The sequence below is a fragment of the Myroides gitamensis genome (assembly GCF_029894455.1).
GTDB lineage: Bacteria > Bacteroidota > Bacteroidia > Flavobacteriales > Flavobacteriaceae > Flavobacterium > Flavobacterium odoratum.
Genome location: NZ_JARYHN010000001.1, coordinates 1009030 through 1029619, shown reverse-complemented (window position 1 = coordinate 1029619; position 20590 = coordinate 1009030). Strand labels below are relative to the sequence as shown.

Below are 20590 nucleotides of genomic sequence, written 5' to 3'. Positions count from 1 at the left end.
AAAAACACCAATAAATAACATCATTATAAACCAAAAAAGCACAAGTGAGTAACCAAAAACAACAGGAAATCGCAGAAACACGGTACTTTACCTCTAAAAAAATCTCTTTTCGCGAAAAAACACCAAGCAAAAAAACGATACCAAGGGTGAAAAAAGCACAAAAAAAAACAGGGGTTTTCCCCCCTGTTTCTCTGTCTTTTTATAAAATAATCCCGTTAAATGACCGGTTTATCTCCTTTATTTTACAATTTTTCTTGCTGAATTTTTTCAATTACTTCTGGATTGATTAATGTAGATACATCTCCAAAATCTTTGGTTTCTCCATCCGCAATAGATCGCAAAATTCGACGCATGATTTTCCCTGATCGAGTTTTAGGCAAACTATCAACGAATTGTATTTTATCCAGCTTCGCAATTGGACCAATATGGCTGCTAATGTATTGGTTAATCTCCTTTTTCACGTTTTCACGATCTCTGTATTCCCCTTCCACTTTTAGCGTGATGAAACCATATAATGCATTTCCTTTGATGTCGTGTTTGTAACCTACCACAGCACTTTCTGCAACTGCTGGGTGTTCATTGATTGCATCTTCAATTGGTGCAGTACCCAAATTATGTCCAGATACAATCACCACATCATCCGCACGTCCTGTAATTCTGTAATACCCAACCTCATCTCTCAAAGCACCATCTCCTGTGAAATACTTTCCAGGAAACTGACTGAAATAAGTGTCTTTATAACGTTGGTGATCTCCCCAAATTGTTCTCGCCATAGAAGGCCAAGGAAACTTAATACACAAGGAACCATCAATTTGGTTATCTTCGATTTCATTTCTCTTTTCATCCATCAATACGGCTTGAATTCCTGGTAAAGGCAACGTAGCATATGTTGGTTTCGTTGGGGTAATGAAAGGTAATGGCGAAATTAAGATGCTTCCTGTTTCTGTTTGCCACCATGTATCTACGATCGGACATTTTTTCTTTCCTACGTGGTCATTGTACCAGTGCCAAGCTTCTTCATTAATAGGCTCTCCTACTGAACCAATTACACGTAAGCTAGATAAATCATGTTCATTCACATATTTATAATCTTCTGTCATTAAAGAACGAAGAGCTGTCGGTGCCGTATAGAATTGGGTGACTTTGTATTTATCGATAATATCCCAGAAACGACTTGGAGTCGGATACGTTGGTACTCCTTCAAACATTACAGTAGTAGCACCGTTTAACAACGGACCGTACACAATATACGAGTGTCCTGTAATCCATCCACAATCGGCTGTACACCAGAAAATATCATCGTCTTTGTAATCAAATATATTTTTAAATGAATAAGCCGTTTGTACCATATAGCCTGCTGTAGTATGCACCATTCCTTTTGGCATTCCTGTAGACCCTGAGGTATAAAGAATAAACAACGGATCTTCTGCATCCATCACTTGAGCCACGTGATTTGTTGAAGCTGCTTCTAATAACGGGTTTAAGTAAATATCTCTACCCGCCATCATTTCAATATCTGCTTCTGTACGTTGTACAACTAATACTCTTTCAACAGAAGGACACGATTTTAATGCTTCATCAATAATTGGTTTTAAAGGAATACTCTTGTTTCCTCTAAAACTTCCATCAGAAGTAATCACATAATGACAATCAGCATCGTTGATTCGCTTACTTACAGCAGAAGAAGAAAATCCAGCAAAAATTACACTGTGAATAGCTCCAATTCGAGCACAAGCCAACATCGCAACTGCTAATTCTGGAATCATAGGTAAATAGATGCAAACGCGATCTCCCTTTTTAACTCCTTGTTCTTTTAATACGTTCGCCATTTTACAAACGCGATTAAACAAATCATTATACGTAATAATTTGAGCGGATTCCTCCGGATTATTCGGTTCAAAAATGATAGCCGGTTTCTCTCCTCTTTTCGCTAAATGACGATCGACACAGTTTTTTACGATATTTAATTTGGCGTTGACAAACCACTCAAATTTAGATTCTTCCATATCAAATTGAAAAACCTTATCCCATACCTGATACCATACGAAATTTTCCTCCGCAATCTTACTCCAAAACTTTCTTGGCTCTCGTACAGATTTTTTATAATGTTTAAAATACTGTTCAAGGTTTTCTATCTTATAATAACTCATATGTAGTGTGTAGATTTTTTATTTTGTTTTACTTCCTATAAAAATAAAGGATTATTAGTATATAGCAAAAAACCATACGAACTTTTTATTTAAAATTCGCATGGTTTTTAGAATATCACAAAAGATCCCTTCCATTTTTACGCGTTATTGGGTCTTATCTATTGGATGTAATCGATTAAAAATCGAAACTTTTTTGTTGCGCTGCTCGGAACTCCTCCATAATGGTTGAGATAATTTGTTCCACAGGTTCTACGCTTCGGATTAACCCCGCTACTTGTCCTGCTTCTAACTCTCCTTCCACTAAGTCGCCTTCAAACATTCCTTTTTTGGAACGTCCCTTACTTAGATAGGCTCTTAATTCGTCCACATTTGCTCCCTTCTTATACAGATCTTCAATTCCCTGATAAAATTCATTTTTAATCATGCGAACAGGAGCCAACTCTTTTAGCGTAACGATGGTATCTCCTTCTTCGACTTGAATCACTCTGTTTTTAAAAGTTTCATGTGCCGAACTTTCGGTAGATGCAATAAAACGGGTTCCCATTTGCACACCTTCCGCTCCGAGAATCATAGTGGCTAACATAGCACGCCCCGTTGCAATTCCTCCTGCGGCAATAACAGGAATTTGCACTTTAGCAGTGACCATCGGAATCAGAGTCAATGTTGTCGTTTCTTCTCTTCCGTTATGTCCTCCTGCTTCAAATCCTTCGGCTACAACAGCATCAACTCCCGCTTCTTGTGCTTTTAGCGCAAACTTAGAGGAACTGATTACATGCACTACTGTGATGCCATGTGCTTTTAAAAAAGGAGTCCATATTTTGGGATTACCTGCCGAGGTAAATACAATTTTAACGCCTTCTTCTACGATGATATCCATTACTTCTTGAAGATCTGGATAAAGCAAGGAAACATTAACCCCAAAAGGTTTATCCGTTGCTTGTTTACACTTTTGAATGTGGGTTCTCAAAACCTCTGGATACATAGACCCTGCCCCTAATAATCCTAATCCTCCCGCATTGCTTACTGCACTGGCGAGTTTATAGCCACTATTCCATACCATTCCCCCTTGTATTATAGGGTATTGTATGCCCAAAAGGGCAGTTATTCTATTTTGTGCCATCTGTTTTTGTTTGGTATTTATTCTACTTTGGATATGACTCCAGAGCCGATTAATTCTTCTCCGATATGCCAAGATACGAATTGTCCTTCTGTAATAGCAGATTGTGGTTCATCAAAACGAACATACATCCCCTTTTCCATTTTGTACAACGTCGCTTCTTGTAGCGGTTGACGGTAACGAATACGCGCTTTAATACGCATCGTTTCTCCTGGTTGCAATTGCAAATCCTCGCGAATCCAATGGATTTCGTGCTCTTTTACAAATAGCGTTTTATGGAATAATCCTGGGTGTGCATTACCTTGACCAGTATAAATAGTATTAGTTTCTACATCCGTTGCAATAACAAACAACGGCTCTACTGTTCCTCCTACATTCAATCCTTTACGTTGACCCGTTGTAAAATAATGCGCACCATAGTGATCTCCTACTTTTTTACCCATCTCAGGAGTATAGTGAAACGCTTTAGCTTCTGCATACAATTCCTCCTCCAATGACGAATAGGTTACTGCTTCACTCGTTGAGAAAATAGGTGCATCTTTGGAAATCTCATAGATAAAACCATCTTTGGGTTTTAATTGCTGTTGTAAAAATTCTGGTAATCGAACTTTTCCAATGAAGCACAACCCTTGTGAGTCTTTTTTCTCTGCTGTAATTAAATCTGCTTCTGCAGCAATTTCTCTTACTTTTGATTTATATAATTCTCCAACGGGAAATAAAGCTTTAGCCAATTGTTCTTGAGACAATTGACATAAGAAGTACGATTGATCCTTAGAAGGATCTACACCTGCCATTAATTTATAAACTGTTTGTGTAGTGCCATCTTCTAACACTACTTCTTCTTCCGCTTTTCTACAATAGTGTCCTGTTGCAACATAATCTGCTCCTAATTCTAAAGCAATCTTCATGAATACATCAAACTTAATCTCTCTATTGCACAATACGTCGGGATTTGGGGTACGACCATTTTCGTACTCCTTAAACATATAATCTACAATCTTCTCCTTATATTGTTCACTTAAATCCACGGTTTGAAAAGGGATGCCTAACTTTTCGGCAACCATTAGAGCGTCGTTGCTATCTTCTAGCCACGGACACTCATTCGAAATCGTAACGGTATCATCATGCCAATTTTTCATGAATAATCCGATTACTTCGTATCCTTGTTCTTTCAATAAGTAGGCGGCAACACTTGAATCTACCCCCCCTGAAAGTCCTACTACTACTCTTTTCATAATTTAAAAAACTAAGTTGCAAAGGTAAGGAGAATTGTGCGAAACACACAGGATTTTACATTTGTATTAAGAAGGTTATGGGTTGGGGGTTATGGGTGAACGTAGGGGCAAATGGCAATTTGCCCTTATACAAGAAAATTTACAATAAAAGGTAAAAAAAAACATCGCAAAAGGTACTTACAAACCAATACCATAACGCAGTTGAACGCCGATGCTATAATTTTTGAACACCGCTTTCGAACTTTGTTGGATGCTGTTGAGTTCTATCGTTTTATTTAGTTCAGGTTTATAGGCAATGAGCTCTTCTTTAGAGGTAGAAACCTCTGGTTTTTGGTTATTTAATCCTAAGTCAAAATAAATACCTACGTATAAATTCTGATTGGCTTTGAGGTTGTGCTTCACGCCTACTTCTGCAATCCAGGCCCATCTGTTTTTGATATCAAGGGCTGGTTTGGCTTCTATTTTTTCTTTGTTCCCGAATCCTGCAAACCAAGGTTCGTCCAAGACAACATTATATTGTGGAAAATACCCTGATGCTTCTACGTTATTCCACGTCAATGTTGTATTTGTTTGCATCACCAGCGAAAACTGCAAACCTGTTCGAACATATAGGCTTGTTTCTGCTTTTCCTACATACTGCACGGTTAACGGAAGGTTCACTTGATTTACCTTCCACTCTTCTTTGTAGTTTTTACCCTGATAGCTAAAGATAAAAGCTTCATTTTCTGAATCGATATATTGGCGTTGACCTTTTAGATTCGTTCCTGTATAATTGGTCGTTTGCGTTGCATATTGCCCAGCAATTCCTATACTCCAAGTGGGACTTACATAATAATCATATTGCAGTCCGAAGGCCATAGTAAAAGCCTTATTGCTTCCTATTCCTTGAGGTAAGCTCCCATATGCTTGATTCAAACCTGTTTTTAGGGTAACCCCTACCTCATGATCTGGGTAGTAATAGGGTTTATATTGTGCTTGTAGGGTAGAACATCCACTGCCTATCATTCCTATTAACGTGATATATAGCTTTACCTTCATGTATTGTTTGAACTCGTTTGTCGTTTGTTTTTTGAATTTCTATTATTCGAACTGAATGGGGCGAATAATCATTCGCCCCCTACTGGATAATGAATTGAACTCCTTCTTGGGTATCTTCTGTTTTCAGAATAAGGAAATAGGAACCAGAAGCTGCTGTACTTGGAATTTCTATTCCCTTGTTACCACCTTCTAAAGCGCCTCGTTTAATCAACTGTCCTTTCAGGTTGTAAATGATATAGTGCACCACACCTTGTTTTTCTTCTTTCATCTGCACATATAACCACTGGCTTTTCTGTACGGGATTTGGATATACCGCCCAATTAGCGGCTGCTTTTCCTTTGACAACAATTGGACAACTTCTGATTTTCTTACCGTTATACAGCGTTAATTCCACTTGATATGTTGCATTTGGATCTAAAATTGCACCATATTCATCTCCAGCAGAATAGGCTTGTTTCTCCCCTACTAATGCTCCATTCTTAAACCAACGATACGCATGGAAAACATAACCTCCATTGGTTTGTTTGTTATTGTTTACCAACAGCACATTATTATACTTTTGTATCACTAGATTTTCTGTCGGAATACGTTTATCAATTATAATTTTGTAAGTCTCCGTCACTTTTTTATTGGGGGATTGAACGGTAATGATTTGTTCATATATCCCGTAGTCTTTCACTGATAGTGTAAAATGATTGGACGGTTGTACCTCTGCACCCACTTGAGTATGAACAGCCAATGTTACTTCGTCTTGTTGGGTTTCACATCCTAAAACCACGTGTACTTCTTTGGCAATTTTGCCATAGGAAACACCATCAACAACTAAATCCCAAATACTAGCATCTCGACTACTTACTGCAATAGTATGAGATACCGTTTTTGTCGCATTAAAATTAGCATTTCCTCCTTGGCTTGCTGTTATCGTTACAAGACCGGGTTGTAAAAAGCGCAGCAGTCCCGTTTCTTCTATTACAGCTATTTCGCGGTCAGCAGCCTCATCAATAGCATAAGAAACAGGTAAGTTAGAACTTGCTCTTGCGGTTAATTGCAAGGTAGGCGTATCTTCTAGTACCACTTCCGATACTTGATTCCACGTTATCTCTTGATCCGCTTTTACGATCGTCAGTATGCTTTGTAAATGTAAAACCTCGTAGTTTGGACCATAGTCAACCGTAGATGTAACTGTATATTGTCCAACTTGTGTTTGATTGTTATTCGTATAAACAATCGTTGCCTGAGGTTCTATATTTCCTTGCACTTGTACTTGTTTCACCTGACCATCATACACAAAACGTTGCGCTGGTAAAGTCAACCCTTTGATGCTATTTTTTTTGATTTCAAAAGATGCAGAAATAAAAGCATCGATATAATAATTCGCTCTTGCCGTTAGGCTTCCTTGTTCTATTGCATAGACTCCCACTGCTTCTCCAGCGCTACGCGTCAATTGACCAGTAACCGCTTGAATAATAAAATCACCGCGTTGTAATCCATCCGCACGATAGCGCAATACTGGATCAGCTTCCCCAAATTGCTTGAATTGATTTTCTTCCACGACAAGGTGTAAAGGAGCGGGTTTAATTTCAAATTTTTCTTGACTATCCAAGGTTAAGCTATAATTGGCCAATACAGCTTGTAGGCTTCCAATTTGATACGCATATCGATTGACATTTTCTCCAGCAGCTCTTGTCAAGCTACCTGTTAAAGCTGTCCCTATTTCATCATTGAATTTGAAACCTGTAACAGTAAAGACTAATATTGGATCTGTTGCTCCATATCTTTTCTGTTGCCCCGCAACAGGATGGATGTTCAATGTAGCAGGAGTAATTGTAAACAACGCTTCTTCAAAAGTAAAAGTATAATTTGCTCCTACTTGTAAATCACCTTGTTGAATCGCATACGTACCTCCATTTTCTCCCCTTTGGCGCACAAGATTTCCTGTGACAGTAGCTTGTACTAAATCGTTATTTTTAAGCCCTGATACCGTATACGTCAATATAGGATCGGCATCACCGTATACTTTGGTTTTCTCCTCTGCACGGATTTTTAGTAAAGCAGTCGTAATAATTAAATTTGCCGATTGAAAATCCAAAGTATAGTTGGTTGATGCTTGTAAATTACCTTGTTGAATACCATACGTTCCCACATGTTCTCCCCTATCACGCGATAAATTACCTGTCAAGATAGTCGTCGCTTGATCGTTGTTTTTAAGTCCAGCTACAATGTACGTTAATACTGGATCAGCATCACCGTATACTTTGGTTTTCGCTTCTGCCTGAACCGTTAGTAAGGCGGATGTTATCGCAAGATTTGCAGATTGAAAATCCAAAGTATAGTTGGTTGATGCTTGTATATTACCTTGATTAATAGAATAGAAGCCCACATCTTCTCCATTATCGCGGGTTAATATACCTGTAAGAATATTGGTTTGGTCATTGTTTTTAAGTCCAGATACAGTGTAGGTCAACACCGGATCGGCATCACCGTATACTTTGGTTTTCGCTTCTGCTTGTATCGTTAGTAAAGCAGGGATAATCGTAAGATTCGCAGGTTGAAAATCCAAAGTATAATTGGTGGATGCTTGTATATTACCTTGATTAATAGAATAGAAGCCCACATCTTCTCCATTATCGCGGGTTAATATACCTGTAAGAATATTGGGTTGGTCGTTGTTTTTAAGTCCAGATACAGTGTACGTAAACACTGGGTCGGCATCACCGTATACTTTGGTTTTCGCTTCTGCTTGTATCGTTAGTAAAGCAGGGATAATCGTAAGATTCGCAGGTTGAAAATCCAAAGTATAATTGGTGGATGCTTGTAAAGTCCCTTGATGAATACCATAAGTATCCACATGTTCTCCGCTATCACGCGATAAGCTACCTGTCAAGATAGTCGTCGCTTGATCGTGGTTCTTTAATCCAGATACAGTGTACGTAAACACTGGGTCGGCATCACCGTATACTTTGGTTTTCGCTTCTGCTTGTATCGTTAGTAAAGCAGGGATAATCGTAAGATTTGCAGATTGAAAAGCCAAAGTATAATCGGTAGATACTTGTATAGTACCTTGATGAATGGTGTATGAACCCACTTCTTCACCATTATCACGGACTAGTACACCTGTAATACTTGTTTCTTGATCGTTATTTTTTAATCCAGCCACTGTATAAGACAATACAGCATCTGGTTCTCCATATGTTTTCGTTTGAGCATTAGCGGTTACAGTTAATATCGCTTGTTCAATTGTGAAGTCAGCTTCCTCGTATACTAATGTATAATTTGGTGATACCGCTAAACTTCCTTGGTTGATAGTATAAATTCCAACTGCTTCGCCAATATTGCGGACTAAATTTCCGGTTAAGACAGTAGCTAACTGATCTGAAGGTCTTAATCCAGCAACCGTATAGTCCAATACAGGATCCGCATCCCCATAAATTTTCGTTTGAGGATTGGCTGTTACCGTTAATACAGCAGCTGTAATTGTAAAATCTGCCCCTTCATATATTAGGTTATAGTTTGGCGTTGCTACTAAACTTCCTTGCGTAATAGCATACGTTCCAATATCTTCTCTGCCATTGCGAACCAAACTTCCTGTTAGTGTTGTTGCTGTTTTATCATTTCGTTTCAGTCCTGAAACTGTATAGGTTAACGCTGGGTCTATTTCACCGTAAATTTTGGTTTTGGCATCTGCAGTTACCGTTAATGTTGCAGGTGTAATCTCAAAATCAGCTGCTTCATATACTAGAATATAGTTTGGAGTTGCTGCTAAACTTCCTTGATTAATGGTATAGGTTCCCACCTCGTCCGTACCGGTACGCGTTAAACTTCCCGTCAAAACGGTTGAAGCCTCTTCACTTCTTTGTAATCCTGTAACTGTATAAGTTAATGCTGGATCCGTATCGCCATATATTTTTGTTTTAGCCTCAGCTGTTATCGTTAATTCTGCAGGTGTAATTTCAAAATCAGCTGATACATAATCAATTCTATAATTTGAATTGGCTGCTAAAGTTCCTGGTTCAATCGTATAAATTCCTACATCTTCCGTACCTGTACGAGTTAAATGACCCGTTAATACGGTTGCACTACTTTCCCCTCTTTTCAGACCGGCTGTCGTATGGGTTAACAACGGTTCTTGTGCACCATAAACTTTTGCTTTTGGATGTGCCATTACGGTGATTGTAGCTGGCGTAATCGTAAAATCGGCCCCTTCAAACACCAACGTATAATTGGAATTAGCTTCTAAAGTTCCTTGTGTAATCGTATAATTTCCAACTGCTTCATCTCCTGTACGAGCTAAATTTCCACGCAAAGCACTAGCAGCTGAGTCCCCAAGTTTTAACCCAGAAACCGTATAGGTTAAGAGTGGATCAACATCTCCATATATTTTTCCCAAAGGTTGTGCTGTTACCGTTAAAACAGTAGGCGTAATTTCAAGATCAGCTTTGTGATACGCTATTTCATAATTGGGCGTAGCAGTCAAACTTCCTTGTCTGATTTCATAGGTTCCCATCTCTTCACCCAACTCGCGATTTAAGGCTCCACTTAAAATGGCAGTAGCTTCTTCACCACGTTTAAATCCAGTAACGGTATAGGTAAATGCTGGATCTTCCTCACCATACACTTTGGTTTTATCCGCTGCTGTTACCGTTAATGTTGCTGGAAGAATCCTAAAGTTCGCATTATCCACATTAAATATATAATTGGACGAAGCTGCCAAGGTTCCTCTGCTAATAACATAAGTATCTACATCTTCTCCTGGAGCACGAGTCAACGAACCCGTTAATTCATCATCATTGACTAACCCACTAACACGATATAACAAAGCAGGGTCCTCCTCTCCATACACTTTTCTAGTAGGTTGTGCAGTCACCCATACAGACACAGGACGTACAGTCATACCGATACGACTTCTTATACTTTCACAACCATTTACTACTCCACTCACCCAATAGTCATAATTTCCTACAGCTAAGGTAGAAAATGCTGGAGTGTCAACAGGTAAGCCACCTGTCTCCTCTGTGTACCATTGCAACTCTGTTGAACCTAGTGCATTATAAATGTTAGTTCCAACCGTTTGGGAATCGGTTCCATAATTATAATGCACATTCATTCCTGATGTCTGAAGGCGAGTTTCTTCTAAGACTACTTTTACTGCGGTACGCCTTGGACTTTCACAAGCATAGAGAAATTGAGAAGCATAATAGGTTCTATTGTGTACCAAAGGAGTCGTATTAGGCAATGCAACTCCCCCAGTTTCATTTGCATACCAGTGAATATTTGTTCCTGTGATTGTTATATCTGCCAATGTTGGATTTGAGCTTTTACAAAAAGTTTGTACCGTCTGATCTACTGTAGGTGCAACTGCTTTAACTACTGTAGCATCGAGCATAACACCTGAGGTTGTACATGCTCTTTGGTATACCAGCTCAAAAAAATAGGCATAGAAAGCTCGATTCTCTACAGGTGTTAGACTAGAAGTTACCCGCAAACTATTTTGGCTATCATACATCGGAAAAAGAACCTTTTGATCAATAAAAAGCTTCGCATTATTTACCTCTTTCAAAATCATTTTATACCCATTGCCTGCATTTAATTCAGCATTTAAAGGGACAGTGATTGGTACAGTAGGACCCGCGGCATTAATCGCTATAACATTTGATACATATACCTCTCTTCCACTTGAATTTAGAATCGCAACGCGGATGCTTCCCGATTGACTGGCATATACTGTGGTACTTTTAATCGTGCCTGGATCGAGTAGATCAAATGAAATTCCCCAAGTTGCATTCGTTTGGGTATCGTTGGAGTTGGTAGATAAACTTTGTTTACCCCCTTTGCTATCTTCTAAATAGGATTTAACATAGTAACTTTTTGATTCTGTTAAGGGAGGGGTTACAAAAGTTGAGCCTTCTCCTAAAACTTCCGTACTCGTTCGCGAGTCATACCAACGGAGTGTGCCATAATTAGCCTGAGCCTCCAAGGTTACAGGCCCGCCTTCACACACCCATCCACTTAGCCCCCAAAGTAATCTGTGGCAACTTGACTGTGTTACTTCAATATCACCCAAGTAAAATAAAAATTGATCGGCAAGAGAATATACTTGAAAACCAATATACAAAACACCCGTTTCATCCGCAGTAAACTCAATCAATTTATCTGTTACTTGATCCGTTCCTCCTGTATCTACATTAAAAATTTCAGTGGTCATCGCTTCGGGATAAGCGAATTTACCCAAGCTTATCCTTAGCTTTTCATTAAATCTTTTATCTCTATACTTAAATCGCAAACGATACGTTTCTCCTCTAGTTACATTAATTCCACGGGCAAAAAACCAATCATCTGCTGCTTGAGTAGGATTATAACGGTATCTCAAAACAGGACCTTCAAAATCAATGGCACTACTTTCTGTGATCCAAGTATAATCATCTTCATTTGCATTTAAAATCGTCGTACAAGCAGGTGCATTTGGAACATCTACCGTATCAAACGGCACCTTATATGGTGTATTCACAGCATTGCATAAGGTAGTAAAAGTAAAAGGGCCTTTCCAATACCCTTGATTTGTATCTGAGCAAAACGAACGGACATAGAAAAAAAATGTTGTTGCATTAGCTAAACTCGTAAAAGTAATCTGATTGTTACTTTCACTAAAATCCTGCCTTTGAACGAGTCCGGTATCCCCAGACCCGGGCAAACCTGAGGTACGTAATTCATACTGATACGTTGTTGCTGGTAACGCAGGTAAATCAACTGCTGCAACTACGCTATTCATCGTTAGTTTGCTAAATTCAACAAATTCAGGGCTCGGACAACTGTCTAACAATTCTGTTGAAACAGCAAAGATATTTACAACCCCTTCAAATGAAATAGGACGTAAAAACTTAATTTGCTTGACTTTCTTTAGCTGATTTTGTTTGCTAATATTTAAAGTAACTTGATATAGTCTAGGGTTATCTGTTGGTTTTTCTAAAACACTTGCTCTTGTTAATCGCCCAAAATTTTTATGAACCACAGGTAAAGAAGTTCCATTATACCAATCGGGTACACGACTTGAAAATATTTCTGTGGTATCATCCTCAAAGATTACCGTTACGTCTAACGCTGTACTTGCTAGTCCGGCTGTAGTTAGAACAAAAAGTTTTCTCGCTTTTACAGGGAGTACTAAGTTAGATGTAACACTAGATATAGTGGTAGTTAAACGAATCGAATTATTCGCACTGTAATTTTGTAAGAGAAATTTCATCCCTGGTGTATGAGCAGAAGAAATACTACCATCCGTCGGTAAGCCTGTTCCACTCAAAAGTTGATTTGCATCTAACTTCCAATCTTCGGCAAGTAGGTAATGCCCTGAATTATCTATATCATGGGTAGTTGAACTTCCAACCGTTCCAACACCATTGGCAATGACATCAGCATTGAAACCATCCATTGCTAGGGGTTGATAAGGCTGTGCATGTAATAGAAAAGACTGCACAAATAGCAAAATGAAGACGAAAAAGAGTAGAACTTTTTTCATAAATAAGGGAAGAAAAAAATAGTTTGTTTTTAGCTTTTGAATGAGATTATCGTGTATCACACCACCTGATTCTTCGTAAAATTAGCCCCTTCCTCTAAAAAAATGACAAAATGAGGGGTGGACAAATGGGTGGACAAATAAAAAAAGTGTTTTAAACAATTAAAAATCAACACCATATACCTCTATTATTTTTCGAGTAGGCAACTACAACACCTCTATTTAAATCGGACAAAAGGTGATATTTACTAACAATACCCAGCAGAAATCTCAGGTCGAGAACAAAAAACAAGACCTTTTACCTTACTCTTTTAAAATAAAAAGGGTGCCCTATTGGGACACCCTTTTCTTATTAATTTACGCGTTTTTTTCTTCTGTCATCTTTGTGTACTCAGCGACTAAATAGCTTAAGTGTTCCCATTTAATTGAATTGTATGGGAATTTTTGTAGAAATTCTTGATTGTCTCCAAAAAGGAAATTGTAGTTTTCTTCAAATTCTCCTTTTTTAAGCCACATTACTTCCTCTCCTTTTTTGATGTAATACGATTTGATTACTCCTCCACCGATACCAGGTCCTCCACCAAAGCTAATAGAGGTTGTTTCAGAAGCCATTGGATCAGCATATACTTCAATTTGACTACTGAAGCTTGGATTGATTAATTGCATTAAGTATTCCTTTTCTGCTTTTTTGTTTTTTAAAGAAGCTGTAATGTTTCTTACATAAACTTCATCCGGATTGGTTGAGTTAGTTAAGTTTTTGCTTCCCCAGTTTTTTGATGTGCCAAAATAGTTAGCTACTTTAGCTCCTTTTTCAAATCCTGTAATAGGCAAATACATCTCTTCAATTTCATCCGCTTGGTATTCTACTTTTTTACCAGCCGCATCTTTCATTTTGATTGATGTAATTTGACCTTTTTTTCGATTTACTCCAGAAACAGATCCTACTTTTTTGGTTCCATCTTTAAGAATAAGGGTTGAATTTTTTTTAGAACTTACGCTGACGAATACTTCATCAAAAAGCATATCATCCATCATTTTTAACTGTTCTTTTGTAAACTTCACTTTTTCTTGTGCATGTATCGGCGTATTCATCACTGACGCAGCGGCTAAAAAGCTAAAAAGTATTAATTTTTTCATAAAATATAAATTTAACCAAAAGTAACAATAATATGTTATCAAATGCTTTTTTATAAAAAATATATACCTGTATTTATAGCTATACTTTATGGAACTCTCTTTTTAAAAATACGTGTGTGATAAAGGCCTTCCTTTGGCATACATAGCGGAGTGAAAAAGTTATATCTAAAAAAAGCTGTCGAGTAGGCAGCCTATATAAAACAAAAAAACTCCTCTTGTTTAAGAGGAGTTTTTTATCTATACCAAAGTATTATTTTTTATTCTGATCTTTCAAGCGCTGTTGTTCTTGTGCTTGTTCCATCATTTCTTGCATTTTTCTTTGCCATTTTCCTTGCGGACGCTTTTTCGTTTTATTCTCTTCGATTGTAGCTAAAATCTTTTCGTCTTTTACAATGTGGTTTTTAATTACATACATAATTCCAATTGTAATGGAGTTCGAGATGAAGTAGTACAACGATAAACCTGAAGCGTAGTTATTAAAGAAGAATAACATCATAATCGGTGATACGTAAATCATGATCTTCATGATTTTACTCATATCTGGCATCCCTTCTTGTGTTGGTTGAGCCATTTGTTGATCTCCTGTAGTCATCTTCATATAGAAGAAAATTGCAATTGACGCTAATAATGGAAATAAACTCACGTGATTACCATAGAAAGGAATATTAAATGGTAATTGTAACACAGAGTCATACGATGATAAATCGTCTGCCCATAAGAAGCTCTTTTGTCTTAAATCAAATGAAGACGGGAAGAATTGAAACAACGAGTAGAAGATTGGAATCTGTAACAAGGCTGGAATACAACCTGCCATCGGATTCACTCCTGCTTTAGAATACAATTTCATTGTTTCTTGTTGTTTCTTCATTGGATCATTCTTGAACTTTTCATTCAATTCATTTACCTCTGGGCGAATCATTTTCATTTTCGCTTGAGAAACATAAGACTTATAGGTCAACGGTGAAGTAAATAAACGAACTAAAATCGTCAATACAATAATACCAATACCGTAAGGTAAGAAACTAGTCAATAATCCAAATACTGGGATAAATAAGAAACGGTTAATCCATCCAAAAATTCCCCATCCTAATGGTACAATATTATCTAAGTTACGATCGTATGATTTTAATATTTTGAAATCTGATGGTCCAAAATACCAGTTCATGTCATAGTTTAACTCTCCATTACTATAGTTTAACGGAATAACACTCGCAAATTGTTTTGTAAATACCGTATCTACTTTTTCATCAGCCACTAAATTTTTCGTGTTTAATGTTGCTGTTTCAAAGTTCTTATTTGTCAATAAAACAGAAGTAAAAAAGTGTTGTTTATACGCGATATACGAAACGTCTTTCAACTCCTTTGTATCATCTTTACTAGACTCACTTAAGTTGTTGTCTTTTCCTTTTTCGTGTTCATAGTATAAACGAACGTATCTATTTTCATACGCAATACTTTTCTCATTGCGGTATGTTTTCATTTCCCAGTTTAATTCTGGTGTTTTTGATGCATCAACGATTTTGCTCAATCCTTGTGTACGGATAGAGAAATCAAGCATATAATCATTCGGTTTCAATACATAACGATACTCTAAAAACTCTGTTTCAGAAGCTTTTAAACGCATAGTTAATACTTGATTTTCACCTTCTTTAGTTAAAGTAGGTTCAAAATACAAGTCTTCTGTATTGAAAACTCGATTATCAGTAGTGTGTAATTGTAAATTGAAATTCGCGTTTTGATCTTTGATCAAAGCAACGATTTCATTTGAATCTTTGCTAAATCTCTTGAAATCATTTACAACAACATGAGATAATTTCCCTCCTTTATTATCAACTTCAAGTGTAAGTAAATCTGATTTTAAAGTTGTAGTTCCTCCTTTAGCTGCTGGTAACATAGCACTATAAGCAAAAGGACCGAATGTAGCGCGAACTTGTTCCGATTGTAAAGAATCTCCAGCTACTGGTTCTTGAAGTGCTTTCTCAAATGTAGCGGATTGTTCTTGTTTAACGACTTCTTTCTCTGCTAATTCAGTATCTTTCTTGATAGACTCTTGCTCTTTGTTGATGTTATTCAACATCATCCAAATCAGCAATCCTGCAATAATCACAAAGCCTATAATACTGTTACGATCTAATTTTTTTTTCTCCATTACTTAGTTTGTAAGTGATAAAATTTATGATATAAAAAGGTAGATTGATTAGTTTGTTTTATAATCAATCGCTGCTTTTACAAAATGAACAAAAAGTGGGTGCGGTTTCGCTACCGTACTTTTGTACTCTGGGTGGAATTGAACTCCAACGAAGAATGGATGTGAATCCAACTCAACAATTTCGATTAATCCTGTTTCTGGATTCCATCCTGAAGCGGTTAATCCTGCTTTTTCGAAATCTTCTAAGTATTGGTTGTTGAATTCATAACGGTGACGGTGACGCTCATTGATCATACTGTCTCCATAGATTTCAAATACTTTAGAACCTTCTTTTAATTTACAATCCCATCCTCCTAAACGCATGGTACCTCCTTTATCTGTAATATCTTTTTGGTCTTCCATAAAAGTAATTACTGGATATTGTGTACTCTCGTTTACTTCGGTTGTATTGGCTGTTTGGTATCCTAATACGTTTCTAGCATATTCAATTACAGCCATCTGCATTCCTAAACAAATTCCCAAGAAAGGAATTTTGTTTTCTCTTGCGTATTTTACGGTTTCAATTTTTCCTTCAATACCACGTGATCCAAACCCTGGAGCTACTAAAATAGCATCTAAGTTTTTCAATTTCTCACTTACATTCGTTGCTGTAATCAAATCAGACTGAATCGTGATGATATTTACTTTGGCTTGGTTTTGTGCACCACCGTGAACTAAAGCTTCTAAAATTGATTTATATGAATCTTGTAATTCAACGTATTTCCCTACTAAACCAATATTAACTACGTGGTTAGGAAATTTCAAACGGTGAATAAACTCATTCCATTTTACTAAATCTGGTGTTTGTTTTTCTGGTAAGTCTAAGCGTTTTAAAGCTACTTTATCTAACCCTTCTTGCAACATCAAATTAGGTACGTCATAAATTGTTTCCGCATCAATAGATTGGATTACCGCTTCTGGTTTTACATTACAGAATTGTGCTAATTTTTGACGAATTTCAGCGCTTAAATTGTGTTCTGTTCTACAAACTAAGATATCCGCTTTGATTCCGCTTTCCATCAATGTTTTCACAGAGTGTTGTGTCGGTTTTGTTTTCAACTCCCCTGCTGCTGCCAAGTATGGAACTAAAGTAAGGTGAACTACAATAGCATTGTTGTCCCCTAATTCCCATAACAATTGACGTACAGATTCGATATACGGTAAAGATTCAATATCCCCTACAGTACCCCCAATTTCTGTAATTACGATATCATAGTCTCCTGTTTTACCAAGTAACTGCATGCGATCTTTAATTTCATTGGTGATATGAGGAACCACTTGAACTGTTTTTCCTAAAAACTCTCCTCTTCTCTCTTTTTCAATAACAGATAAATAGACACGTCCTGTTGTTACATTGTTTGCCTGAGAAGTAGGAACATTCAAAAATCGCTCATAGTGACCCAAATCTAAATCAGTCTCTGCTCCATCATCCGTTACGAAACACTCTCCATGCTCATACGGATTTAATGTACCTGGATCCACATTAATATACGGATCGAATTTTTGAATTGTTGTAGAATAACCTCTCGCTTGCAACAATTTTGCCAGCGATGCTGCTATAATTCCTTTTCCTAAGGATGACGTAACGCCCCCTGTTACGAAAATATACTTAGCTTGTCTCATTTATATTTATTTGTTGTGTTGTAAAGAATAAAACTTGGCAAAAATACAACATTTCCAGCTATTCTTCTAATTTTAAAAGTCGTAAAATAACTTTAAAATTTACTCGTTTCTATATAAAGCGATTAGCAAATGAAATCTTATCTAATTGCCCTTTTTTAATTCAATTAATTCCACGCAATTGATTATTCTCATCGCCTAACCTACTCATCATCTATCTCACCGAGTTGCTATTTTGTTTTGGTGTTCGATGAATCTACACTGCGTTTCGATTTCACCTCCTCATCGCCTTACCTCCTCATCGCCTTACCTCCTCATCGCCTTACCTTCTCATCGCCTTACCTTCTCATCGTCTATCTCACCTATTTCATATTGATTTTGGTGTTCGATGAATATATCTCACCTACTTAATATTGGTTTTGGTGTTCGATGAATCTACACTTCGTTTCGATTTTCACTGCGTTTCGATTTCACCTCCTCATCGTTCTTTTTTTTATAATTTATCTTGTTACTTGGCAAATTACCATTTGCCACTACGGGATTTTACCTTCACTCTTAACCTTCTCCCTACCGATCCAAACGCTTATCAATAATTCGATTGAAATAATCCTGAACAAAAGCCTTACACTTCAGTTCTAACTCTTCCATTTCTTTGTTCTTGTTTTGGATTAAATTGTGCTCCAACCCCTTGTCATTGATAGCATAGAATCCCGTTACTTCTTTTCCATTAAAGCGAACAATATAATTTCCTTCTTGGTATGTATATTCATTCCCTCCGTAGTTAATTGTAAAAGGTTTGACGATCGTATCGTTTAACAAGCTTCTTCCCCAACTTCTAAAAGGTTTATCATATCCAATCATATCTAATAGGGTTGGATAAATATCAATTTGTTGTGCCAAGGACTTATCTACTCCTTTGTAACGCTCATCAGCCGTATAGAATAAAATAGGAACTGCTGTACGGTTTACTAATTTTCTATATTCATCATAATCAATCTGGTTGGTATGATCCGCTGTGATTACGAAAATTGTATTCTTAAACCAAGGTTCTTTGCTGCTTTCTTCAAAGAAGCGTTTAAACGCATAATCAGTATACCCTACAGTTTGGTGAATTTGCTGATTTCCTTTTGGAAATTTCCCTTCATATTGACTAGGCACTTGAAAAGGTTCATGAGAAGAAACCGTAAATAACGTTGCAAAGAATGGTCCTTTCTTCTCGTTTAATGTTTGGCGCATGAATTGGAAGAAAGGTTCATCCCAAATTCCCCAAGTTCCATCAAAATCATCGTCGTTGTTGTATTCTGTTTTTCCGTAATAATGGTCATATCCCAAGATGTTTCCAAATCCTAAGAATCCCATCGAACCATTCGGCGCTCCATGGAAGAAAGACGTATCATATCCTTTTGATTTCAACGTAGAAACCAACGATTCGATATTTTGTTTTGGAAATGGCGAAGATGTAAAAGCATCTTTAAATGAAGGAATTCCCGCAATAACAGAAGATACACCGTGAATAGACTTGTATCCATTAGCAAAAGCATTCGGAAAAATCAAACTGTGTTGTGCTAAGGAATCAATAAACGGAGTATAGCTTTTAAAATTGGGGAATATTCATATCTTCATTAAAAGCGCCAATATATTCTCTCGCATAACTTTCTGTAATAAACAAAACGATATTCGGTGTTGATGGATCTGTAGAATAGTATTGTTTTGTTCCACTAACATAGCGATTCAATGTCGCCTCATCCATATACTCTACTTTCTTGAAACTCGTTTTACCGATGGTGCGCAAAATAGCAAAAGGCGTATTCAATACGATATCGGCGTGTTCTGGTTTTTCTACGTGGCGATTGGCATCAATGATATTCAAAGGACGCGTTGTTTTCTTTAAGTCTCCACGTACACCCGCAATAAATCCAACCCCTACAATAACGATAATACAAGCACTTGAAATAAAGTAATTCTTTTTGCTCTCTACTTCTAGTGTTTGCGTAAATTTTACTCGCTTATACAAAAACACCCATAAAACACAAAGTGCAATACACAAAGCAAATACATGCCAATAGTTCACCAAGAAGTTCAAGAATAACTGTCCTTTATTTGATTCGTGTTCTAAGCTATCAAATACAGCAATTGTGGTACGAGCATATATAAAACGGTAATAAATAAAATCTATAAAATTGGTTGCAAAGGCCAATAAATTGGGAATGATATAGCTCCAAAAAACAACCTTTTGATATCCTTTCGATGTACTTTTAAAGATTGGTACAATAGACAACAAAATGAACAAAATGTTAACGTAGAAAATAGCCATTCTATCAAAGGTCAATCCGTGATAAGCCAGTTTCATAAACTGTCCAGCAGAATCAACAGCAAGCAAATCACTATTGTAGAAATAGAATAAAACTCGCGCTATAAAGTAAAAAAAGAATGCTAAAAAAAGTCGATATGCAAATACCAACATTTCATTTAATCTGAAGCGATTTGAAAGCATGATAGGTTCCTTATTTAAAAATTGAAATACAAATTTAATTATTTCTAGGGCTTTAGCTATGAGATAACCCAATTCTTTTTGTCTTTTCGCTTGTAATGCTATGG

At 37.0% G+C, this 20590-nt stretch carries 8 protein-coding genes and 1 pseudogene; all 9 read right to left on the bottom strand.

The annotated features are described in order from the left end of the window. Positions 1-242: 242 nt before the first annotated feature. The 9 genes and pseudogenes from acs to M2306_RS04500 all read right to left on the bottom strand — a co-directional run bounded on the left by acs (position 243) and on the right by M2306_RS04500 (position 20486). On the bottom strand, positions 243-2150 hold the full coding sequence (acs, locus tag M2306_RS04540) for an acetate--CoA ligase (protein WP_002985092.1): 1908 nt from the start codon (positions 2148-2150) through the stop codon (positions 243-245). Between the two features lie 175 nt (positions 2151-2325). Further along, positions 2326-3270 (bottom strand): NAD(P)H-dependent flavin oxidoreductase, encoded by a 945-nt coding sequence (locus tag M2306_RS04535; protein ID WP_259190352.1) that lies wholly within the window; start codon positions 3268-3270, stop codon positions 2326-2328. A gap of 17 nt (positions 3271-3287) precedes the next feature. Beyond that, the gene (gene mnmA, locus M2306_RS04530; protein ID WP_115090474.1) at positions 3288-4502 is read right to left on the bottom strand and encodes a tRNA 2-thiouridine(34) synthase MnmA; all 1215 of its coding nucleotides are present in this window, start codon (positions 4500-4502) and stop codon (positions 3288-3290) included. 177 nt (positions 4503-4679) lie between these two features. Beyond that, on the bottom strand, positions 4680-5540 hold the full coding sequence (locus M2306_RS04525) for an outer membrane beta-barrel protein (protein ID WP_259190351.1): 861 nt from the start codon (positions 5538-5540) through the stop codon (positions 4680-4682). Positions 5541-5619: 79 nt separating this feature from the next. Next, the gene (locus M2306_RS04520; RefSeq protein WP_498882774.1) at positions 5620-13050 is read right to left on the bottom strand and encodes an MBG domain-containing protein; all 7431 of its coding nucleotides are present in this window, start codon (positions 13048-13050) and stop codon (positions 5620-5622) included. A 354-nt stretch (positions 13051-13404) separates the two neighbouring features. Then, positions 13405-14184, bottom strand: coding sequence for a hypothetical protein (locus M2306_RS04515; protein ID WP_259188197.1), 780 nt, complete (start codon positions 14182-14184; stop codon positions 13405-13407). Between the two features lie 250 nt (positions 14185-14434). Beyond that, positions 14435-16333 (bottom strand): membrane protein insertase YidC, encoded by a 1899-nt coding sequence (gene yidC, locus M2306_RS04510; protein WP_115090478.1) that lies wholly within the window; start codon positions 16331-16333, stop codon positions 14435-14437. A 48-nt stretch (positions 16334-16381) separates the two neighbouring features. Then, on the bottom strand, positions 16382-17995 hold the full coding sequence (pyrG, locus tag M2306_RS04505) for a CTP synthase (RefSeq protein WP_115090479.1): 1614 nt from the start codon (positions 17993-17995) through the stop codon (positions 16382-16384). Positions 17996-18559: 564 nt separating this feature from the next. Next, a pseudogene (locus tag M2306_RS04500) lies at positions 18560-20486 on the bottom strand (LTA synthase family protein). Positions 20487-20590: the final 104 nt, after the last annotated feature.